We start from the raw sequence: 21,766 nt of genomic DNA on the forward strand, positions 1-21,766 counted from the left end.
CCGCATTCGATCGCGTAGAAGGGTCTGAAGACTCACAAGGACGCGACGCTTGCAGATCACCGATACCGCCGCGCCGACGCTTCACGACAAGAAGCCCTTCTACGCGCACCTGTATTTCCAGGTGCTGACGGCGATCGTGCTGGGGGCGGTGATCGGTCATTTCTGGCCGGAGTTCGGCAAGTCGCTGAAGCCTCTGGGCGACGCCTTCATCAAGCTGGTCAAGATGGTCATCGCTCCGGTGATCTTCCTGACCATCGTGACCGGGATCGCGGGGATGCGGGATCTGGGCAAGGTCGGCCGGGTGGCGGCCAAGGCCTTCGCCTATTTCCTGGTGTTCTCGACGCTGGCTTTGATCCTCGGCCTGATCGTCGCCAATGTGGTCCAGCCGGGTCGGGGCCTGAACATCGACCCCTCGACGCTGAACGCCGGGGCGGTGGCCCAGTATTCCAGCGCCGCGCATGAGACGACCATTCAGGGCTTCCTGATGGGCATCATCCCCGACACCGTGGTCAGCGCGTTTTCGACCGGCAACATCCTGCAGGTGCTGTTCGTCTCGATCCTGTTCGGCATCGCGCTGGCCCTGATCGGCGACGTCGGCAAGCCGGTGCTGACCTTCCTGGAATCGATCTCGGCCGCCTTCTTCAAGCTGGTGGCCATCCTGATGAAGGCGGCGCCGATCGGGGCCTTCGGGGCCTTCGCCTTCACCATCGGGGCCTACGGCATCGGCTCGATCGCCAACCTCGCGGCTCTGGTCGCCACCTTCTACCTGACCGCCATCCTGTTCGTGGTCGGGGTGCTGGGTCTGGTCGGGATCGCCAATGGATTCAACGTCCTCAAGCTGATCCGCTATCTGAAGGAGGAGCTGCTGCTGGTGCTGGGCACCTCCTCATCCGAGGCCGCGCTGCCCAGCCTGCTGGAGAAGATGGAGCGGGCCGGGGCCGCCAAGTCGGTGGTCGGTCTGGTCGTGCCGACGGGCTATTCGTTCAATCTGGACGGCACCAACATCTATATGACGATGGCGGCCCTGTTCATCGCCCAGGCCCTGGGCATCCACCTCAGCCTGGAGCAGCAGATCCTGCTGCTGCTGGTCGCCATGCTGTCGTCCAAGGGCGCGGCGGGCATCACCGGGGCCGGCTTCATCACGCTCGCCGCGACGCTCGCGGTGGTCCCCTCGGTGCCGATCGCGGGCATGGCCCTGATCCTCGGCGTCGACCGGTTCATGAGCGAATGCCGGGCCCTGACCAACTTCATCGGCAATGCCGTGGCCACCCTCGTCGTGGCCCGCTGGGAGAACCAGCTCGACCGCGACGCCCTGAAACGGGCCCTGGACGGACAGCCCAAACCCCTTGCCGCACAACCCGATCCCGCCGCAGGGCCCGGGGACGATGCGGTGGTGACGGAGGACTAGTCGCCCGACGCGTCACTGGAGGCCGCGGCGGCGGCCAACTCCTGCTCCAGTCGCTCGAAGGCTTTGGGCGTCGGCGTGCGCCCGGCCACATAGTCGTCGTCGACTACGATGGCGGCTTCGCTGAGCGGGCGAAAGCCGAAGGTCCCCGCCGCCCCGGCGATGCCGTGGGCCAGCCGCCGCAACTCCGCCGCATCGTCGGCCTGTCGCAGGTCGCGCAGCCGCGCCAGATCCTCACCGGCCCGGATGCGGAAACGGGCCCGCAGCGGCGCCAGGGGATCGGTCACCCCCGCGCTCCCGCCCTGGCCCCGGCCAGGATGTCGCGCACCTGTTCGGCCAGGGTCATGGGATCGAAGGGTTTGATGATCACTCCCACGGCGCCGAGGCCGATGAAACGCGCCTGTTCCTGGGACTGGGCCCGGGCGGTCATGAAGATGACGGGGGTGTGGGCGAAATCGTCCATCGCGCGGATCCGCTCCAGGGTCCCCGGACCGTCGAGACCCGGCATCATGACGTCGAGCAGGATAGCGTCCGGCGTCAGTCCGCCGGCGAGGGCTTCAAGCCCCGCCTGACCCGAGGGGCAGGAGGTCAGGTCGATTTCCGGGTCGATCCCGAGCGCCAGGGCGGTGACCTCGCGGATATCGGGCTCGTCGTCGATGTGCAGAATTCTCATCACTCAGTCCCGCTGGTTTCGAGGGCTTTCCGGGCGTTGGTCAGGCGCCGCACGGTCCGCGCCAGGCCGGTCAGGGAGGTGCGCGACTTGGTCAGGACGGCCTCGACCCGGTCGGCGAGGGCGGCGTCCATTTCCTGGGCGGAATAGACGATGACGGGCACGGCCGATCCCGCGCCGTCGCCCAGGTCGCCGAGCAACTCCAGCCCCGAGCCGTCGGGCAGGCCGAGGTCGAGGATGACCAGGTCGGGCTTGCCACGGGCCAGCATCGCCCGGGCGGCGGCCAGGCTCTCGGCCGGACGGATGTCGGCGGCGTCCGACAGGGCCGCGGCGGTGACCTCGAGGATGTCGATGTCGTCGTCGACATGCAGCACCACGGGCCGGGCGTCGCCCTTCCGGCGGTTGACGGCGGTGACGGCGGCGCGCAGGCGGGACTGGTCGACCGGCTTCTCCAGCCAGTCCAGCACCTCCAGAGACCGACCCCGGGCCTTGCCGTGGGCGGCGTCGCCGGACACCACGACGACCGGCATGTCCTGGGCGCCCGGCGTGGCGCGGATCTCCCGGATCAGGCTGATCCCGTCGGCGTCAGGCAGCTGAAGGTCGATCAGGCAGGCATCGTAGGTCGTCCGGCGGATGGCCACGAGGGCGTCGCGGGTCGATCCGGCGATATCGGCGGCGAAACCGTCGCGTTCCAGCATCTCGCGCAGGATGTCGGCGGCGTCGGGGTCGTCCTCGACGATCAGCAGGCGCGGGCCGTCGTCTTCGGCGGTCGCCACCGGCAGGTCGGCCAGCGGCAGGTCCAGGTGGAAGGTCGCGCCCTCGCCCTCGGCGGATTCGAACCACAGCCGGCCGCCGTGGCGTTCGGCGATCTCGCGCGCGATGGCCAGGCCCAGGCCCGTGCCGCCCTTGGCCCGGGTGTCGGAGCCGTCGGCCTGGGCGAATTTGGAGAAGATGCGGGTGCGGAAGCTCTCGGGGATGCCCGGGCCCTGGTCGATGACGCTGAGGCGGGCGAGGCGAGTCTCGCGGTCCACCGTGACCGTGACCGTGCCGCCGGCGGGCGAGAATTTCGAGGCGTTGGACAGAAGGTTGGTCACCACCTGGATCAGGCGATCGGCGTCGCCGCGCACCGGAGCCGTCTCGGCGTCGCCGAGGATCACGGCCACGCCGAGTTCCCGCGCATAACCCTGGACCCCCTCGATCGAGCGTTCGGCGATGACGCGCAGGTCCAGCGGCGCCAGCTCCAGTCGCAGCTTGCCGGACTCGATCTTTTCGATGTCGAGGATGTCGTTGATCAGCCGGACCAGACGTTGGCTGTTGGCCTGGGCGATCTGGATCAGCCGCGCCGCCTTCTCGGGCAGGGGGCCGGCCGCGCCGCCGGACAGCAGGCCCAGCGAGCCGGCGATGGAGGTGAGGGGGGTGCGCAGTTCGTGGCTGACGGTCGAGACGAACTCGTCCTTCAACTGCTCGATGCGGCGGCGTTCGGAGATGTCGCGCACCACCGCGACCACATGGGTGCCCGTCGGCAGCTGCATGGCGCCGAGAGCGACATCGACGGGGAAGGTCTCTCCGGACCGGCGGGATCCTTCCATCTGGCGGATCAGGCCGCGTGTCAGCGCTCCCTGGGAGGTGCCGAGCCGCTTGAGGAACTCGCCGTCGCCGTCGGGGGCGATGTCGATCAGCAGGGAGATGTCGCGGCGGGTCAGCTCGGCGGCCGAATAGCCGAACATCCGCTCACCGGCCGCGTTGACGGTCTCGATGCTGCCGCTCGGGTTCAGGGTGATGATGGTGTCGATGGCGCTGTCGAAGGTGACCTTCTGGCGCGCCACCGCAGCCTCCAGGTCCGCCAGGATGATGCGGCGGGCCTTCATGTAGCGGCGCGTCAGCCAGGCCGTCAGGGTGATCACCGCCAGCAGCATCAGGAACAGGCCCGCGACCAGCCATTCGGTGCGGATGCTGCGTTCGTCGGCGCGGCGGGAGCGCAGGTCCAGGGCGGCGGCCTCGCGGTCCACCATCCGGCCGATGACGGTGCGGACATTGTCCATGACCGTCTTGCCTTCGCTGCCGCCGTTGCTGACCAGGGCGGCGGCCGTCACGCCGGAACGGCGGCGGGCGATGGCGCGCGCCAGGATGGTCATCTTCCGGTCCGCCAGGGCCTTCAGCCGAACGAAGTCCGCGGTCTGGTCCTGCTGGGCGGTGAGCAGGTCGCCCAGGCGGGTTTCCTGCGCGTTGAGGGAGGCGGCGGCGGTCGCGTAGGGAGCCAGATAGACTTCGTCCCCGGTCAGCACATAGCCGCGGACCCCGGTCTCGGCGTCCTGGAGCGACGAAAAGACGCGCTGGATCTGAAGTCGCGTCTCGTAGGATTTGTTGACCTCGGCTCTCAGGGCCCGGCCGCTCTCGAATTCCCGAACGAGTTCAACAGCCATCAGCACCAGCAGGGCCGGAACCAGGACCGCTGCAATCAGTGCGAGCAGATTGTTGCGGTGCAACCAAGGTTGACGATCGGGGGTCAAGACGTCGTATCCTCGCCTCTGTCAGTGACGCCTGTTGGGAGCGCCGAGTTGAAGATCTGCGTCATCGAGGACGATCCGCTCATGCTGAGCCACCTTGAGGGGATGCTCACAACCGCGGGTCATGACGTCGTCACGGCCCTCGATGTGGATACAGGACTGACCCGAGCCGAAACGCAAGGGGCGGAAGCTGCCGTAGTAGACATACTGATGCCCGAGCGGGACGGGCTGAATTTCATCATGGAGATCCGCAGAAAGTTGCCGGATATCCGTATCGTGGCCATCAGCGGGGGTGGGCGGCTGGGCGCCGGATCACTACTCAAGATGGCGGCGGGGCTGGGCGCGGACGCCACCCTTGTGAAGCCCTTCTCGTCCAGCGATCTGGAAACGGCGCTCGCGGGCTGAGATCGATGGAGCGGGCGGTTTCGCCCTTGCATCCCCGGTCGCCCGGGTGTTGATCGGAGGCGTTGACCGACGCCGCCGCACCCGAACCGACCCCGACGCCGCCGCTTGAACGGCCACGCTCCGGCTCGCTCGCGCCCCTGGCCCATCCGGTGTTCCGGGCGGTGTGGATCACCAGCCTGGCCTCCAACTTCGGCGGGCTGATCCAGTCGGTCGGCGCGTCATGGATGATGACCTCCATGGGGTCGGCCCAGATGGTCGCCCTCGTTCAGGCCTCGACCACCCTGCCGATCATGCTGCTGTCCCTGCTGGCCGGGGCCATGGCCGACACCTCGGATCGGCGTATCGTCATGCTGTGGGCCCAGGGTTTCATGCTGGTGGTCTCGGTGGCGCTGGCCGGCGCGACCTGGCTGGGCTGGATCAATCCCTGGCTGCTGCTGCTCTTCACCTTCCTGATCGGCGTGGGCACGGCGTTCAACGGCCCGGCCTGGCAGGCCTCGGTCGGCGATATGGTGCCGCGCAACGACCTGCCGGCGGCGGTGACCCTGAACTCGGTCGGTTTCAACATCGCCCGCAGCGTCGGCCCGGCCGTCGGCGGGATCATCGTGGCGGCGGCGGGGGCGGCGACCGCCTTCGCCGTGAACGCCGTCTCCTATGTCGGCCTGATCGTCGTCATCGCCCGCTGGCGGCCCGAGCGCCCGCCCCAGACCCTGGCCCGCGAAGGCCTGTGGCACGCCATGGGGGCGGGGGTCCGCTATGCGGTCATGTCGCCACGGGTCTATGCGGTGCTGATCCGCGCGGCGGTCTTCGGCGTGGGCGCCATTTCGATCCAGGCCCTGCTGCCACTGGTGGCGCGTCACCTGGTCGGGGGAGGGCCCCTGACCTACGGCCTGCTGCTCGGCGCCTTCGGCATCGGGGCCGTGGTCGGGGCGTTCGGGGCCGGTCGGCTGCGCGCCCGTTTTTCCAATGAGGTCCTGAGCCGGATCACCTGCACGGCCTTCGGCGTCTCTGCGGTCATCACCGGCCTGAGTTCGTCGATGGCCCTGACCCTGCCGGCGCTGGCCCTGTCCGGCGCGGCCTGGGTCCTGACGCTGTCGGCGTTCAATGTGACGGTGCAGATGTCCGTGCCGCGCTGGGTCGTCGCGCGGGCCCTGGCCCTCTATCAGATGGCGGCCTTTGGCGGGATGGCCCTGGGCGCCTGGGTCTGGGGTGTCATCGCCGACGGGCACGGCGTCGGGGTCGCCCTGATCGCCTCCGCGGCGGTTCAGGGGGTCTGTGTCCTCATCGGCCTGCGCCTGCCGCTGCCGACGGCGGGAGACCTGAACCTCGACCCCCTCAGCCGCTGGACCGAACCCCGAATCGCCGTGGACATCGAGCCTCGCAGCGGCCCGGTGGTCATCTCCATCGAATACCGCATCGATGAGGACCGTATCCCCGAGTTCCTCGACGTCATGAACGAGCGCCGCCGCATCCGCCGCCGCGACGGGGCGCGGCACTGGACCCTGTTGCGTGATCTGGCGGACCCCGCCGTCTGGGTCGAGCGCTATCACACCCCGACCTGGGTCGATTATGTTCGCAACAACCAACGCCTGACCCAGGCCGACGCGGTGATCTCCGAACGCATCGCCGAACTGCATTCGGGGCCGGAGCGGCCGGTGGTGCACCGTCTGATCGAACGCTCGACCGGCCATTCGATCGAGCACGGTGACGCCCTGCCCCTTACCGAGCCGATGACGGACGCGACCCGCTCCGCTTGAGGTGATCAGGTTCCCTAAGGGAAGCTTTTTTCCATACCGCTTATACCAAGGCTCTTCTGTGGCGCTTCAGTCGCCCTTTGTGCGCTGCAAACTACGCTGAAATCACGACTTTGAGCATGCTCTTGCTCCATACCGGTCTTTCGATATAGCCTCCGTTCAGGGTCGCAGCCCGACCCTTAAAATACGCACCGTCCAACAACGGATGGGCAGGGAGGGAAATCATGAAGCTGCAATACCGGATGAACGGCCGCGCCTCGGCGCTTGCCCTGATCGCTTCCGTCGGCATGTTCGGCCTGGCCGGGGCCGCCAACGCCCAGCAGGCGGAGCCCGAGGCCAACCGCGTCGAGGACGTCATCGTCACCGCCGCCAAACGCGAACAGAACCTTCAGGACGTGCCCATCGTGGTCACGGCCCTGAGCCGGGAGGCGCTGGAAGGGGCGGGGGTCCACGACATCAAGGATCTGCAGATCCTGACGCCGGGTCTGATCGTCACCTCGACTTCTAACGAAGCCATCACCACCGCCCGCGTGCGCGGGGTGGGCACCGTCGGCGACAACCCCGGGCTGGAAAGCTCGGTCCTGGTGACCATCGACGGCGTCTATCGTCCGCGCAACGGCGTCGGCTTCGGCGACCTGGGCAATCTGCAGCGCATCGAGGTGCTGAAGGGGCCGCAGGGGACGCTGTTCGGCAAGAACGCCTCGGCGGGCGTCATCAACATCATCACCGAGAGCCCCAGTTTCGACTTCGGCGCCGAGGCCGAACTGACCGGCGGTAACTACGGCCAGATGGGCGGTTCGGCCTATATCACCGGCCCGATCATCGCCGACACCCTGGCCGGCAGCCTCTATTTCGCCGACCGCCAGCGCGACGGTTTCCTGGACGTGGTCACCACGCCGGGACCGCGCACCAACAACGAGGATGTGGACCAGAGCTTCTACACCGTGCGCGGTCAGCTGCTGTGGCAGCCGTCCGACAAGCTGTCGGGCCGCTTCATCGCCGACTACACGAGCCGTGACGAGAACTGCTGCTCCGCCACCCAGCTCTACGTCGGCTCCTCGGCCGTCTCGCGCGCGGTTCTGGTCAATCAGGTGCGTCCGGGCTCGGTCGACACCACCGCCCATCCGTTCGACCGGATCGCCAGCGCCAACCGCGACACGACCCAGAAGATCGAGGACCAGGGCGTCTCGGCCGAGTTCAACTATGACCTGACCCCGGACATCACCCTGACCTCCATCACGGCGGGCCGGAAGTGGCGCACCGAAAACGGCCAGGACTCCGACTTCACCGGCGCCGACATCGTCTATCGCCCGACCGACGGGACCAACTTCACCGAGATCAAGCAGTTCTCGCAGGAGTTCCGGGCGGCGGGCACCGACGGGCCTGTCGACTGGCTGGTCGGCGCCTTCTACGCCAAGGAGGACATGACGGCGGGCTCGCAGTTGCTCTACGGCACGGACTATTACGCCTATATCGCCGGCAAGCTGCTGGGCGGGGTTCCGGGTCTGCTCGGTCTGACCCCGGCGGCCATCTACCAGCCGGGCAACGGCAGCCGCGACAGCTATGACCAGACGACCGAGAGCTGGGCCCTGTTCACCGACAACACCGTCCATATGACGGACAAGCTGTCCCTGAACCTCGGGGTGCGCTGGACGCTCGACGAGAAGAACCTGACCTCGGTCTATACGACCACGGGCTCGTCCTGCGATCAGGCCGAGGCCGCCTATCTGACCCTGGTGGGGCTGGCCGGGGCGACGACCGCGGGCACCATCGTCGGCACCATGTGCCTGAACAACGAGAACAACGACTTCGACGCCCTGGGCGCCAACAAGCAGTCGCGCAGCGAGGACGCGGTCACCGGCACCCTGAAGCTGAAGTACGACTTCAGCGACAACGCCATGGTCTACGGCTCCTATTCGCGGGGCTTCAAGGCGGGCGGGTTCAACCTGGACCGCGAACAGGCCGTCCGGATCACCGCGACGGGGCCGGACTTCACTGCCGACCCGGACACCTCGTTCCGGGGCGAGTATGTCGACTCGTTCGAGATCGGGACCAAGCTGCGCCTGTTCGACGGCTCCCTGCTGTTCAACGCCGCGGCCTTCCATCAGACGTTTACGGACTTCCAGCTGAACACCTTTGTCGGCACGGCCTTCATCGTGGAGACCCTGCCGGAAGTGATCTCCAAGGGGATCGACGCCGACTTCAACTGGGCGACGCCGGTCGACGGCCTGACCTTCCAGGGTGGCATGACCTATGCCGAGACCACCATCTCGGAGTTCACGGCCGCCGACCTGCTTGTCGCCAGCCGGTTCAACAGCCTGCGTCGTCTGCCCGGCGCCCAGCTGTCGTTCGCGCCCAAGGTGTCGATCTCTCTGGCGGGCAACTATGAGACCCCGATCGGCGCCGGCATGGTGTTCAAGTCGAACGTTACGGCCAAATACCTGAGCGAATACAATACCGGCTCGGATCTGCACCCGGCCAAGCTTCAGGACGCCTACACCCTGGTCAACGCCCGGATCGGCATCGGTTCGGAGAACGGCCGCTGGATGCTGGAGGCCTGGGCCCAGAACCTGACCGATCAGGACTATCTGCAGGTCGGCTTCAACGGCCCGTTCCAGGTCGATGAAAACAACGATGCGATCAGCGTCTACGACGCCTTCCTCGGGGCGCCGCGGACCTATGGTCTGACCCTACGGCTCACCTACTGATCCCGAGCCCACTAAAGCCGCCCCGGTCGCAAGGCCGGGGCGGTTTTCTTTTTGGTGGCGCTACCGCCCTTCGGGCTACTTGAGCGCGATGGAGGGCGTCAGGCCGCCAGCGAGATGAACCGCTTCAGATGCGCCTGCGGGCTGCCCAGTTCGATCATCAGGGCCGTGGCGCGGCGGAAGTAGTGGCTCAGGGCCAGTTCGTCGGTCATGCCGATGCCGCCGTGGGTCTGGACCGCGTTCTGGGACACGAACTTCAGGGCCTTGGCCACACCGACCTTGGCGGCGGAGACGGCGCGGGCGCGCTCGGGGGCAGGGGCGTCCAGCTTCAGCGTCGCCATCAGGGTCAGGGACACCGCCTGTTCGACGGCGATGAACATATCGACCAGCCGGTGCTGCAGCACCTGGAACTCGCCGATCGCCCGCCCGAACTGCTTGCGCTGGCGGGCGTAGTCCAGGGTCTGGCCGTGCAGTTCGCGCAGGACGCCGACGGCCTCGGAGCACAGGGCGGCGACGGCCTCGTCCATCACCGGAGCGATCAGGGCGTCGTAAGCCTCGTTCACCGAACCCAGCAGGGCGTCGGCGGGCAGGGTCAGGCCCTCCAGATCGATCTCGGCGGCGTGGCGCTCGTCCACGGTCGGATAGCCGCGCACCGACAGGCCGGACCCGGCGGAAGCGACCTCGATCAGGAAAAGGCTCAATCCCGCCGGATCGCGCGGATCGGTCCCGGCGGTGCGGGCGCTGACGATCAGATGGGTCGCCCAGGGCGCGGCCGAGACCACGGCCTTGGACCCCGTCAGCTTCCAGCCGTCGCCCTCGGGGGTGGCGGTGGTGGCGACCGACAGCAGTTCATGACGGCCCTTCGCCTCGCCATGCGCGAAGGCGACGATTGCCGTGCCCGCGACGATCTCCTCCAGCAGGGCGTCGGCCCGCGCGCCGCCGGCCCGCTTGAGCAGGGAGACGCTGGTCAGGGCCGTCTCGAGGAAGGGCTCGACCACCAGGGCCCGGCCCATGGCCTCCATCAGCACCATGGCCTCGACCGGGCCGCCGTCCAGACCGCCCGCGGCCTCGGGCGCCATCACGCCGACGACGCCCAGCTCCTCGGCCAGGGCCTGCCAGACCTCGGGGCTCCAGCCGGCCTCGGAGGCGACGATCTTCTTGCGCGCCTCGAAGTCGTAGCGGGCCTTGAGGAAGCCGGAGACGGAATCGTTGAGCAGCGACTGCTCTTCGCTCAGGTCGAAATTCATCTCAGAGCCCCAGAACCATCTTGGCGATGATGTTGCGCTGAATCTCGTTCGAGCCGCCGAAGATCGAGACCTTGCGCATGTTGAAATAGGTCGGCGCGGCGCGGCCGGCGTAGTCGGGACCTACCGGCCCGACGTTGCCCAGACCCCGGGCGTCGGGCAGGGCGTAGGAGCCGAGCGCCTGAACCGTCATCTCCGTCAGCCGCTGCTGGATCTCTGTGCCCTTGATCTTGAGCAGGGAGGATTCCGGTCCGGGCCCCTTGCCGGCGCTCTCGCGGGCGAGAGTGCGCAGTTCGCTGTATTCCAGCGCCAGCAGGTCGATCTCCAGATCCGCCAGTTCGGCCTCGAACACCGGATCGTCCAGCACGCCTTCGTTGGCCGCGACCTTCCTCAGCTTCTCCAGACCCCGCTTGGCCCGGGCCACGCCCGCGATGCCCGTGCGCTCGTGGGCCAGCAGGAATTTGGCGCAGGTCCAGCCCTCGTTCTCCTTGAAGATGCGGTTCTCGACGGGGACGCGCACGTCCTCCAGCCAGACCTCATTGACCTCGTGCGCGCCGTCCAGGGTGATGATCGGCCGCACCGTGATGCCCGGGCTCTTCATGTCGATCAGCAGGAAGCTGATGCCCGCCTGCTGCTTGGCGTCCGGATCGGTGCGGACGAGGAAGAAGCCCCAGTCGGCGAACTGGGCCAGGGTCGTCCAGGTCTTCTGGCCGTTGACGATATAGTGGTCGCCATCGCGGACGGCCCGCGTCTTCAGACTGGCGAGGTCGGAACCGGCGCCCGGCTCGGAATAGCCCTGGCACCACCAGATGTCGCCCGCCAGGGTCGGCGGCAGCCAGCGCGCCTTCTGCTCGGGCGTGCCGAAGGTATAGATCACCGGCCCGACCATATTGATGCCGAACGGCAGGATCGGCACGGTGTCCGCCGCCGCCATCTCCTCGGACATCAGGAAGCGCTGGGTCTGGCTCAGGCCCGGGCCGCCGTATTCGACCGGCCAGGCTGGGGCGCTCCAGCCGCGTTTGGCCAGGATGCGGTGCCAGGACAGGAAGTCCTGATCGTCCAGCTCGACGCCTGCGTCCTGCTTGGCGCGCAGCGCGGCCGGATATTCGGCGGCGATGAAGGCGCGGACCTCGTCGCGGAAGGCGAGGTCTTCGGGGGAGTAGTCCAGATTCACGCGGCAGGCTCCGTCAGGACGAGGGCTTTGACGTCCGCCTTCACGATCTTGCCGGCCGCGTTGCGGGGCAGGGCGTGGGGCAGGATGAAGACGGTCACGGGGACCTTGAAGGCGGCGAGGCGTCCGGCGGCGAGGGCGCGCAGTTCCTCGGCTTCGACTGACTGGCCGGGGGCCAGCGACACCACCGCCACCGGCTCCTCGCCCAGCACGGGGTGCGGGCGGGCGATCAGGGCGGCCTCGGCGACGGCGGGATGCTCGAACAGGATGTCCTCGACCTCCTGACAGTAGATGTTCTCGCCGCCACGGATGATGATGTCCTTCTTGCGGTCGACGATGAAGCAGAAGCCTTCCTCGTCCAGCCGGGCCAGGTCGCCGGTGTGGACCCAGCCATCGACGAAGGTCTCGGCGGTGGCGTCCGGCCGGTTCCAGTAGCCCTTCACGACATTGGGGCCATAGGCCAGCAGCTCGCCGACCTGGCCGACGGGCAGGTCGTTCCCGTCGGCGTCGATGACGCGCAGCTCGCTGACCGGCAGGGCCGGACCGCAGCTGTCGGGGCGGTTCAGATAGTCCTCGCCGATATGGTGGGTGTGGGTCGCCGAGGTCTCGGTCATGCCCCAGCCCGAGCCGGGCAGACCGCTCGTCTCGCGCGCGATCTCTCCGACCAGGGCCGTGGGCGCCGCCGCCCCGCCATAGGTGACGGTCTCCAGCGACGACAGATCGTATTTGTCGCGGTCGGGGTGCTGCAGCAGTTGGATCGCCACGGCCGGCACGCCGCCGATCAGATTGATCTTCTCCCGCTCGATCAGCATCAGCCCCTCGGCCGCGTCGAAGCGGCGCTGGCAGACCAGTTTCTGGCCGTTGACCAGGGCGGGTAGCATCAGGGCGTTGCAGCCGGTGGTGTGGAAGAAGGGGATGGAGACCAGCCCGGCCTTCTGCGGCCCGGTCGGATCGGGCTGGGGCGGGGCCTCGCCCCGGCGCACAAAGGCGCGGCTGTAGGAAAACAGCCCGGCCATGATGCCGGTCCCGGCGTTGCGATGCGTCGCCAGCGCCCCCTTGGGTTTGCCGGTCGTGCCCGAGGTGTAGAAGATGGCCGACAGGTCCTCGGGATCCAGCGCCACGGCGGGCATCTCGCCGGGCGGCAGGGCGGCCCAGTCGCCGGACGGGCCGATGAGGCTCTCCAGCAGGGTGACGCGCGGGTCGGGGCTGCCGGGATCACCCCGGCTGACCAGAACCGTTTCGAGGTCGGGCAGGGCGTCGCGGTGGTCGGCGATGCGGGCCAGACGTTCGATGTCGAAGAGGGCGAGCTTCGAGCCCGAGTCCCTCAGCCCGAACGCCAGCTCCGCCCCGCTCCACCAGGCGTTCAGCGGCACCACGATCGCCCCGATCAGGGAGGCGGCGAAGAAGGCGACGGGCCATTCCGGCAGGTTGCGCATGGCGATGGCGACCCGGTCGCCCTTCTGGACCCCGCGCGCCTGAAGGTCGGTGGCCAAAGCGAGGCTGGCCCGGGCGAAGGCCTCGAAGCTGACCCGCTCGCCCTCATAGACGATGAAGGTCCGGTCGGCGTGCATCCGTCCGGCCATGAAGGTGTGCATCAGGGTCGGCGGGCCGTTCTTCCAGATCTTCGTCGGTCGGCCGTCGATCTCGATCGTCTCGATCTCGAACGGCGAACCCGGCTGGGTCAGGGCGGCGTGAGCCTGGGCCAGGCTCATGGCGGGCCAGGAGGGGGCGTCAGTTTCAGCGACCGCTGCGGTCATGGCGTTCCTCAATACGGTCGCCTGTTGCGACTCTGACTGGACGCGTTCACAAGTCGATGTTTCCGTAACGGAAATCTCAAGCCAAACGCGCAAACCCGGTATAGGCTGGACCCTGCGCCATACTCAATCTTCTAATCAAGACGTGAATGACCCGGACCGCCGCCCGCCAGACCGAACGCTATGAGGCCAAGCGCGACGCCATCCTCAACGCGGCGGCCCGGCTGTTCAATCGCAAGGGGCTGAAGGGCGCGACCCTGGCCGATGTGGCTGAGGCCGTCGGCCTGATCACCACCAGCGTGACCTACTATTACCGGCGCAAGGAAGACCTGGCGGCGGCCTGTCTGCTGCGCACCATCGACCTGCTGAGCGGCCTCGTGGAGACGGCGAGCGCCGCGCCGACCCCCGAGGCCCGGGTCACCGCCTTCCTCGACGCCTATTTCGAGGTCCTGGCCGGGATCGCTACCCACCGGCGGCCCGAGCCGATCAACTTCTACGACATCCGCGCCCTGACCGGGCCGCAGGTGACGACGGTCAAGGATGCCTTCAACGACCTGTTCCGCGCCATCCGCGCCCTGCTGCGGCCGGAGGCCGGCTCGCCCTTCGACCGGCTGGAGGAGAACGCCCGGACCCATCTGTTCTTCTCCCAGATCCTGTGGGCCCGGACCTGGCTGCGACGCTATGACCCGGAAGACTACCCGCGCGTGGCGAAGCGGATGGCGGCCCTGATCCTCGACGGAATGGCCGAGGCTGGCGCGGTCTGGCGCGGCGCTGAGGGCCCCGCCGTCGATCCCGATCCGCCCGTGGACGGCGAGATCTCCCAGGCCAGCTACCTCAAGGCGGTGACCCAGCTGGTCAATGACCAGGGCTATCACGGCGCCTCGGTCGACCGGATCGCGGCGAAGCTGAACGTGACCAAGGGCTCCTTCTACCATCACAACGACACCAAGGATGATCTGGTGGCCAGCTGCTTCGAGCGCAGCTTCGCCATCGTGCGCGGGGCCCAGAGGGACGCTGTCGGCGAGACCGGCTGGGACCGGATCACCTCGACTACCGACGCCCTGGCGCGGTTCCAGCTCAGCCCGAACGGGCCGTTGCTCCAGTATATGGCCCTGGCGGCGGCGCCCGGCGGCATCCGCGGCGACCTGCTGGCGGCCATGGACCGGCTGTCCAAGCATTTCGCGGGCGAGGTCTCCGACGGCATCGCCGACGGTTCGATCCGGCGCATCGACCCGGCCGTGGCGGCCCAGCTGATCACCGGCGCGGTCAACGCCGCCGCCGACCTGCCGCGCTGGATCAAGGGCAAGCAGTATCCGGCGGCGATCGATCCGGACTGGGCCTCACGCACCTTCGTCCGGCCCCTGTTCACGGGACTGTTGCGCGCCTGATCGTTCAGCCGTGCTAGCGTACGGCATGGATGCAAGGACGGACCACGACCTGATCCTCGTCGGCGGCGGGCTGGCGGCCGGGCTGATCGTCTGGCGACTGGCGCTCGACCGGCCCGATCTGCGCGTGGCGGTGGTCGAGCGCGACGGCCGGATCGGCGGCCGCCACACCTGGTCCTTCTTCGACGGCGACGTCTCCGACGCCGACCGCGACTGGCTGAAGCCCGCGACGGCGCACCGCTGGGACGCCGGCTACGACGTCTTCTTCCATGGTCTGAGCCGCAGCCTTCGGACGCCCTACAACAGCCTGACGTCGGAGCGGCTGCATGAGGCCGTCGAGCCGCTGCTGGGCGAGCGGCTCCTCACCGGCGAAGCGGTCAAGGTCGCCCCGGACCATGTGACCCTCTCCGACGGCCGGAGCCTGACCGCGACCGGCGTCATCGACGCACGCGGGCCCTCGACGACGTCACACCTCGACCTCGGCTGGCAGGTCTTCCTCGGCCGGACACTCAGGCTGGCCCAGCCGCACGGCCTGACGCGCCCGACCATCATGGACGCCACCGTCGGGCAGGGCGACGCCTACCGCTTCGTCTATCTGCTGCCGTTCGATGCGACGACGATGCTGGTCGAGGACACATACTACGCCGACGCCCCCACCTTGGACCGCGACCTGATCCGCGCCCGCATCGACGCCTATGCCCGGTCGCGCGGCTGGACGGTGGAGGCGGTGATTGGAGAGGAGGAGGGCGTCCTGCCCATCGTTCTGGACGGCGACATCGAAGGCTTCTGGGCGGAGGGCGAACCGGTCGCCCGCGTCGGACTGGCCGCGGCCCTGTTCCATCCGACGACCGGCTATTCCCTGCCGGACGCCGTCGCCACGGCGCGGATGATCGCCGGGATGGAGGACCTGTCCTCCGCCGCCCTGCGCGCTGCGACCGAGAGCCGGTCAAAGGCGCTGTGGGCCGAGCGGGCCTTCTACCGCCTGCTCGACCGGATGCTGTTCCGCGCCGCCGAGCCCGGCGAGCGCTGGAAGGTGCTGCGCCGCTTCTACGGCCTGCCCGAAGGGATCGTGCGGCGGTTCTACGCAGGGCGCAGCACGGCGCTGGACAAGGTGCGGCTTCTCGCGGGAAAACCCCCTGTGCCCGTCGTCAAAGCCATCCATCAGTTGCGTGAGACCCGGACAGGCCCCGGCCAAAGCGCCGGAAAGGTCGCCGCATGAGGGACGTCGTCGTCAAGCGCGCGGTGGTCATCGGCGCCGGCTTCGGCGGCCTGGCCCTGGCCATCCGGCTGCAGCGCGCGGGCGTCCACACCACCCTGGTCGAGAAGCGCGACAAGCCCGGCGGCCGGGCCTACGTCTGGCGCCAGGACGGCTTCACCTTCGACGCCGGTCCGACGGTCATAACCGATCCCGCCTGTCTGGAGGACCTGTTCGAGGGGACCGGCAGCCGCCTGTCCGACTATGTCGAACTCCTGCCGGTGAACCCCTTCTACCGCCTGTGCTGGGAGGACGGGGCGACCTTCGATTACGTCAATGATCAGTCCGGGCTGGACCGCCAGATCCGCGCCTTCAACCCCGACGACGTCGAGGGCTACCGCCGTTTCCACGACTATTCCGAAGAGCTCTATCAGGAAGGCTATGTGAAGCTGGGCGCCGTGCCCTTCCAGTCCTTCTGGTCGATGATCAAGGCGGCGCCCGAGCTGGCGCGGCTGGAGAGCTGGAACAGCGTCCACGCCATGGTCGCGCGGTTCATCAAGGACCCGCATCTGCAGCAGGCCTTCAGCTTCCACACGCTGCTCGTCGGCGGCGATCCGTTCAAGACCAGCTCGGTCTATGCCCTGATCCACGCCTTGGAGCGGCGCGGCGGGGTCTGGTTCGCCAAGGGCGGCACGGGCGCCCTGGTCGCCGGGCTGGCGCGGTTCTTCACCGACCTCGGCGGCGACCTGCGCCTCAACGCCCCGGTCGAACGCATCGAGATGGAGAACGGTCGCGCGCGGGCGGTGACGCTGGAGGGCGGAGAGGTCGTGCCCGCCGACATGGTCGCCTCCAACGCCGACGTCGTCCACACCTACGACAAGCTTCTGGGTCACGCCCCGCGCGGCCGGGCCAAGGCGAAGGCGTTGAAGTCGAAACGCTTCTCCATGTCGCTGTTCGTCCTGCATTTCGGGCTGAAGACGCCCCAGCCGCAGCTGGCCCACCACACCATCTGCTTCGGCGCCCGCTATCGGGAGCTGATCGCCGAGATCTTCAAGGGTCCTGACTTGCCCGAGGACTTCTCCCTCTACCTGCACTCGCCGGTCGCCACCGATCCGTCGATGGCGCCCGAGGGGATGTCGGGCCACTATGTCCTGTCGCCGGTGCCGCATCTGGGCGCGGCCGACATCGACTGGAACGTTCAGGGTCCGCTCTATCGCGAAAAGCTCCTCGACTATCTGGAAGAGCGCTACATCCCGAACCTGCGCCGCGATCTGGTCACGACCCGCATCTTCACGCCCGGCGACTTCAGGGACGAGCTGAACGCCCACCTCGGCAGCGCCTTCTCGCTGGAGCCCATCCTGACCCAGAGCGCCTGGTTCCGGACCCACAACCGCGACGACAAGGTGCCCAATCTCTACGTCGTCGGCGCCGGGACCCATCCGGGCGCGGGCATCCCGGGCGTAGTCGGCTCGGCCAAGGCGACGGCGGGTCTGATGCTGGAACAAGCTGGGTTGTCACGCGCTGGAGCAAGCGCATGACCGACGCCGTCCTCGCCGCCTCGAAAGACTCGATCGTCAAGGGATCGAAGAGCTTCCGCTCGGCCTCGCGCCTGTTCGATCCGGCGGTGCGCGAGGACGCCTGGCTGCTCTACGCCTGGTGCCGCCGCTGCGACGATGAGATCGACGGTCAGGACCACGGCTTCGGCCATGAGGAACTGTCCGAGAAGGAACAGCGCCGCCGGCTGAAGAGCCTCTATCGCCAGACCCGCGCGGCCCTGGCCGGCAAGACGATGGATGACCAGACCTTCGCCGCCTTCCAGCGCGTGGCCCTGCGCCACCACCTGCCGGAGCGCTGGCCGCTGGACCTGCTCGACGGCTTCGCCATGGATGTGGAGCACCGCGAGTACCGGACCCTGGACGACGTCATGGCCTATTGCTGGCACGTCGCGGGCGTCGTCGGGGTGATGATGGCCCGGGTTATGGGAGTGTTCGACGCCCAGGTCCTGCGCCGCGCCCAGGATCTCGGTCTGGCCTTCCAGCTGACCAATATCTCGCGCGACGTCGTCGAGGACGCCGAGAACGGCCGCGTCTATCTGCCCGCCGACTGGCTGGTCGAGGCGGGGCTGGAGCCGACCCCCGAGGCGGTCGCCGATCCGAGGAACCGCGCCGCCGTCCACGCCGTCACCGCCCGGCTGCTGGCCGTCGCCGAACCCTATTACGACAGCGCCCGCATCGGCCTGCGCGGCCTGCCGTTCCGCTCCTCCATGGCCATCGCGGCGGCGCGCGGCGTCTATCGCGAGATCGGCCGCAAGGTGGTCCGCTCCGGGCCGGGCGTGTGGAAGCATCGCGTCTCGGTCGGCAAGCCGATGAAACTCTGGCTGTTCGGGCGCAGCGTCCTGATCGCCGTCTGGACCCGCGCGCTGGACCGTGGCCGCACCCCGCCGCCGCGCCCGGAGATGTGGACGCGGGTCTAGGTCAGCTCGCGGCGTTCGGCGCGCAGCCGCTTCAGCTCGGCGGCCAGGGCCTTGGGATCGGGCGCGATCAGGAAGCCGAACGACACGGCGCCGCCCTTCGACATCACCGCATGATGCAGTCGGTGCGCCTGGATCAGGCGGCGCAGATAGCCGCCCTTGGGCACCCAGCGGAACGGCCAGCGCTGATGCACCAACCCGTCGTGGAAGATCGCATAGGCGAGGCCGTACAGGGTCACCCCCGAGGCGACCGCATAGACCGGCCAGGCCTTGGTCAGATAGCCGATCAAAAACAGGCCGAACCCGACCGCCGATCCGACCACGGCATAGAGGTCGTTCAGTTCGAACAGACCGGCGCGCGGTTCGTGATGGCTCTGATGCCAGCCCCAGCCCCAGCCGTGCATGATCCAGCGGTGCGAGGCCCAGGCCACGCCCTCCATCGCCAGGAAGACGGCGATCACGATCAGGGCGAACCAGACGGGGATCATCGGACGATCCTACGTCCGTTCCCCTTGAGGGTCGAGGCGGGTACAAGGGCGGGATGAGCGATGACAGCCCGATCCTCGGCCGAAAAGACCAGCACCTCGACGTGGTCCTGTCCGGCGCCGGGCGCCACGCCAATGACGCGGGATTTGATCAGGTGCGCTTCGTCCATGAGGCCCTGCCGGATCTGGATCACGCCAAGATCGACCTCGGCGCCGACTTTCTCGGGCGGCGGTTGAAGGCGCCGCTGCTGATCAGCGCCATGACCGGCGGACCGGCCCGGGCCGAGGCCATCAACGCCCGTCTGGCCGAGGCCGCCCAGCATCTGGGCATTGCGCTCGCCGTCGGCTCCCAGCGGGCGGCGCTGGAAGGCGAGGGTGGCGCGGGTGGTCTGGACGCCTCCCTGCGGGACCGGGCGCCCGACACCCCGATCCTCGCCAACATCGGCGCGGCCCAGCTGACGCGTGGCTTCGGTGTGGACGAGGCGCGGCGCGCCATGGCCATGATCGGCGCCGACGCCCTGATCGTGCATCTGAACCCGCTGCAGGAGGCCTGCCAGCCCGAGGGCGACCGCGACTGGTGGGGCGTGGGCGCGGCGCTCGAAGCCCTGATCCGCAAGCTGGATGCCCCGGTCGTGGTCAAGGAGACGGGCGCTGGCCTGTCCGCCGCCACCGCGCGGCGTCTGATCGACATGGGCGCGGCGGCCATCGACATCGCGGGCGCCGGCGGGGCCAACTGGGCGCTGATCGAGGGCGAGCGCGCCACCGACATGGCCGACAAGATCCACGCCTCAGCCTTCGCCGACTGGGGCATCCCCACCGCGCGCGCGATCGCCGAGGCCCGCGCCGCCTGTCCGGGCGCCCTGATCATCGGCTCGGGGGGCGTCCGCGACGGCGTCGATGCGGCCAAGGCCATCCGTCTGGGCGCCGACGTTGTCGGTCAGGCGGCGAATGTGCTGGCCGCCGCGACCATTTCCACCGAGGCCGTGGTCGCCCACTTCCAGACCGTTATCCGCCAGCTGCGGACCGTGTGTTTCGCGACGGGGTCAGCCAATCTGGCGGCGCTGAAGCGGGCGCCACTGCAGACCTAGGCCGAGGGCAGCAACGTCCCCGCGAACCCGCGATAGCGTCCCGCCCGCACCCCGTCCGTCGCCCGTTCGATATCCGGCGCGAAATAGTGATCCGACCCGTATTCGGCGGCCGCCTCGCGGACGATGGCGAAGACCTGTTCCAGCGGGGCCGAGCTCTTCAGCGGCCGGTGGAACTCGATCCCTTGCGCGGCGGCCAGAAGCTCGATCCCGACCACGGTCGCGGCGTTCTCGGCCATCTCCAGCAGGCGGCGGGCGCCGTGGGTGGCCATGGAGACGTGGTCTTCCTGATTGGCGCTGGTCGGGACGGTGTCGACGCTGCACGGATGGCTCATCATCCGGTTCTCGGCGACAAGGGCGGCGGCGGTGACCTGGGCGATCATGAAGCCCGAGTTCAGCCCGCTCTCGCGCACCAGAAACGCCGGCAGTTCGCTCATCTTCGGATCGACGAGGATGGAGGTCCGGCGCTCGGAGATGTTTCCGATCTCGCACAGGGCCATGGCGATCTGGTCGGCGGCGAAGGCCACCGGCTCGGCGTGGAAGTTCCCGCCCGAGATGACATCCCCGTCCTCGATGAAGACCAGCGGGTTGTCGGTGACCGCATTGGCCTCGCGTTCCAGCATGGCGGCGGAAGCCGTCAGGACGTCGAGGATCGCGCCCATCACCTGCGGCTGGCAACGCAGGGAGTAGGGGTCCTGCACCTTGCCGTCGTCCTCCAGATGGCTTTCGCGGATGGCGCTGCCGGCCATGAGGTCACGCAGGCGTTCGGCGACGGCGATCTGGCCGGGCTGACCCCGCAGGGCATGGATGCGGGCGTCGAACGGGGCGTCGGAGCCCTTCAGCGCATCGACCGACAGGGCGCCGGCGGCGATCCCGGCGGCATAGACGGCCTCGGCGGCGAACAGGCCGGCCAGAGCCAGCGCCGTCGAGCACTGAGTGCCGTTCAGCAGGGCCAGACCCTCCTTGGGGCCCAGCGTCAGGGGCGTGCGGCCCGCGACGGCCAGTGCGGCCTCGGCGTCCAGCGTCTGGCCCCGATGCCGCGCCTCGCCCACACCGATCAGGACGCAGGACATGTGGGCCAGCGGCGCCAGATCGCCCGAAGCGCCGACCGAGCCCTTGGACGGCACTGAGGGCAGGACGTCGGCGTTCACCAGGGCGATCAGGGTCTCCAGCGTCTCGCGCCGGATGCCCGAGGCGCCGCGCGACAGGCTGGCGATCTTGAGCACCATCATCAGACGGGTGACGGCGTCCGGCAGAAGCGCGCCGACGCCGCAGGCGTGGCTGAGCACCAGATTGCGCTGCAGGGTCTCCAGATCGCCGGGCGCGATCGAGGTATTGGCCAGCAGGCCGAAGCCGGTGTTGACGCCATAGACGGTGCGGCCCTCGGCGACGATGGCGGCGACGGTGGCGGCGCTCTTCTCGACACAGGCCCAGGCATCGGCGGTCAGTTCGACGGTGACCGGCCCGTCGAGGACGGCGCGGAGCTGGGGCAGGGTGAGGGGGGCGCCGCCGAGGATCAGGGTGGTCATGGTCT

Annotated in this window: 17 protein-coding genes; 9 read left to right on the plus strand and 8 right to left on the minus strand. The window is 68.7% G+C overall.

Annotated elements, in window-relative coordinates:
- Nucleotides 1-49: 49 nt before the first annotated feature.
- Nucleotides 50-1,408, plus strand: coding sequence for a dicarboxylate/amino acid:cation symporter (locus tag ACW172_RS15220; protein WP_492032279.1), 1,359 nt, complete (start codon nucleotides 50-52; stop codon nucleotides 1,406-1,408).
- Here ACW172_RS15220 and ACW172_RS15225 read toward each other — a convergent pair.
- The 3 genes from ACW172_RS15225 to ACW172_RS15235 are packed head-to-tail and all read right to left on the minus strand — an operon-like array spanning nucleotide 1,405 to nucleotide 4,585.
- A complete protein-coding gene (locus ACW172_RS15225) occupies nucleotides 1,405-1,692 on the minus strand; it encodes an Hpt domain-containing protein (protein ID WP_492032280.1) in 288 nt (95 codons plus the stop codon). The two genes, ACW172_RS15220 and ACW172_RS15225, sit on opposite strands and share 4 nt — an antisense overlap.
- Entirely contained in the window at nucleotides 1,689-2,078 is a 390-nt protein-coding gene (locus ACW172_RS15230) for a response regulator (RefSeq protein WP_492032281.1), read from the minus strand. Before ACW172_RS15230 ends, ACW172_RS15225 begins: the two co-directional genes overlap by 4 nt.
- A complete protein-coding gene (locus ACW172_RS15235; protein WP_492032282.1) occupies nucleotides 2,078-4,585 on the minus strand; it encodes a response regulator in 2,508 nt (835 codons plus the stop codon). The genes ACW172_RS15230 and ACW172_RS15235 overlap by 1 nt, the downstream gene beginning before the upstream one ends.
- 48 nt (nucleotides 4,586-4,633) lie before the next feature.
- Here ACW172_RS15235 and ACW172_RS15240 point away from each other — a divergent pair, with 48 nt between their 5' ends.
- The 3 genes from ACW172_RS15240 (at nucleotide 4,634) to ACW172_RS15250 (ending at nucleotide 9,446) form a co-directional block, all read left to right on the plus strand.
- Complete coding sequence (locus ACW172_RS15240) at nucleotides 4,634-4,987, plus strand: response regulator (RefSeq protein WP_492032283.1); 354 nt, start codon at nucleotides 4,634-4,636, stop codon at nucleotides 4,985-4,987.
- A gap of 62 nt (nucleotides 4,988-5,049) precedes the next feature.
- Nucleotides 5,050-6,741: an MFS transporter gene (locus ACW172_RS15245; protein WP_492032284.1), complete on the plus strand. Its 1,692-nt coding sequence runs from the start codon at nucleotides 5,050-5,052 to the stop codon at nucleotides 6,739-6,741.
- 221 nt (nucleotides 6,742-6,962) lie between these two features.
- Nucleotides 6,963-9,446, plus strand: a complete 2,484-nt coding sequence (locus tag ACW172_RS15250; RefSeq protein ID WP_492032285.1) for a TonB-dependent receptor — start codon at nucleotides 6,963-6,965, stop codon at nucleotides 9,444-9,446.
- Between the two features lie 98 nt (nucleotides 9,447-9,544).
- Here the strand turns inward: ACW172_RS15250 and ACW172_RS15255 are convergent, their stop codons facing one another.
- The 3 genes from ACW172_RS15255 to ACW172_RS15265 are packed head-to-tail and all read right to left on the minus strand — an operon-like array spanning nucleotide 9,545 to nucleotide 13,615.
- Complete coding sequence (locus ACW172_RS15255; protein ID WP_492032286.1) at nucleotides 9,545-10,690, minus strand: acyl-CoA dehydrogenase family protein; 1,146 nt, start codon at nucleotides 10,688-10,690, stop codon at nucleotides 9,545-9,547.
- Between the two features lies 1 nt (nucleotide 10,691).
- Complete coding sequence (locus ACW172_RS15260; RefSeq protein WP_492032287.1) at nucleotides 10,692-11,861, minus strand: acyl-CoA dehydrogenase family protein; 1,170 nt, start codon at nucleotides 11,859-11,861, stop codon at nucleotides 10,692-10,694.
- Complete coding sequence (locus tag ACW172_RS15265; RefSeq protein WP_492032288.1) at nucleotides 11,858-13,615, minus strand: class I adenylate-forming enzyme family protein; 1,758 nt, start codon at nucleotides 13,613-13,615, stop codon at nucleotides 11,858-11,860. Before ACW172_RS15265 ends, ACW172_RS15260 begins: the two co-directional genes overlap by 4 nt.
- A gap of 146 nt (nucleotides 13,616-13,761) precedes the next feature.
- Between ACW172_RS15265 and ACW172_RS15270 the strand changes: the two genes are divergently transcribed.
- The 4 genes from ACW172_RS15270 to ACW172_RS15285 are packed head-to-tail and all read left to right on the plus strand — an operon-like array spanning nucleotide 13,762 to nucleotide 18,665.
- Nucleotides 13,762-15,000: a TetR/AcrR family transcriptional regulator gene (locus ACW172_RS15270; RefSeq protein WP_492032289.1), complete on the plus strand. Its 1,239-nt coding sequence runs from the start codon at nucleotides 13,762-13,764 to the stop codon at nucleotides 14,998-15,000.
- Between the two features lie 25 nt (nucleotides 15,001-15,025).
- Nucleotides 15,026-16,216 carry a lycopene beta-cyclase CrtY gene (gene crtY / locus ACW172_RS15275; protein ID WP_492032290.1) on the plus strand — a complete coding sequence of 397 codons (1,191 nt, stop codon included), beginning with the start codon at nucleotides 15,026-15,028 and terminating at the stop codon, nucleotides 16,214-16,216.
- Nucleotides 16,213-17,730: a phytoene desaturase gene (locus ACW172_RS15280; RefSeq protein ID WP_492032291.1), complete on the plus strand. Its 1,518-nt coding sequence runs from the start codon at nucleotides 16,213-16,215 to the stop codon at nucleotides 17,728-17,730. Before crtY ends, ACW172_RS15280 begins: the two co-directional genes overlap by 4 nt.
- Nucleotides 17,727-18,665: a phytoene/squalene synthase family protein gene (locus tag ACW172_RS15285; protein WP_492032292.1), complete on the plus strand. Its 939-nt coding sequence runs from the start codon at nucleotides 17,727-17,729 to the stop codon at nucleotides 18,663-18,665. The genes ACW172_RS15280 and ACW172_RS15285 overlap by 4 nt, the downstream gene beginning before the upstream one ends.
- Here the strand turns inward: ACW172_RS15285 and ACW172_RS15290 are convergent.
- Nucleotides 18,662-19,150 carry a sterol desaturase family protein gene (locus tag ACW172_RS15290; RefSeq protein WP_492032293.1) on the minus strand — a complete coding sequence of 163 codons (489 nt, stop codon included), beginning with the start codon at nucleotides 19,148-19,150 and terminating at the stop codon, nucleotides 18,662-18,664. The two genes, ACW172_RS15285 and ACW172_RS15290, sit on opposite strands and share 4 nt — an antisense overlap.
- Before the next feature lie 53 nt (nucleotides 19,151-19,203).
- Here ACW172_RS15290 and fni point away from each other — a divergent pair, with 53 nt between their 5' ends.
- Nucleotides 19,204-20,235 (plus strand): type 2 isopentenyl-diphosphate Delta-isomerase, encoded by a 1,032-nt coding sequence (gene fni / locus ACW172_RS15295; RefSeq protein ID WP_492032294.1) that lies wholly within the window; start codon nucleotides 19,204-19,206, stop codon nucleotides 20,233-20,235.
- Here the strand turns inward: fni and hutH are convergent.
- Complete coding sequence (hutH, locus tag ACW172_RS15300) at nucleotides 20,232-21,761, minus strand: histidine ammonia-lyase (protein ID WP_492032295.1); 1,530 nt, start codon at nucleotides 21,759-21,761, stop codon at nucleotides 20,232-20,234. The two genes, fni and hutH, sit on opposite strands and share 4 nt — an antisense overlap.
- Nucleotides 21,762-21,766 lie beyond the last annotated feature (5 nt).

This window comes from Brevundimonas sp. ALps5 (assembly GCF_058681645.1).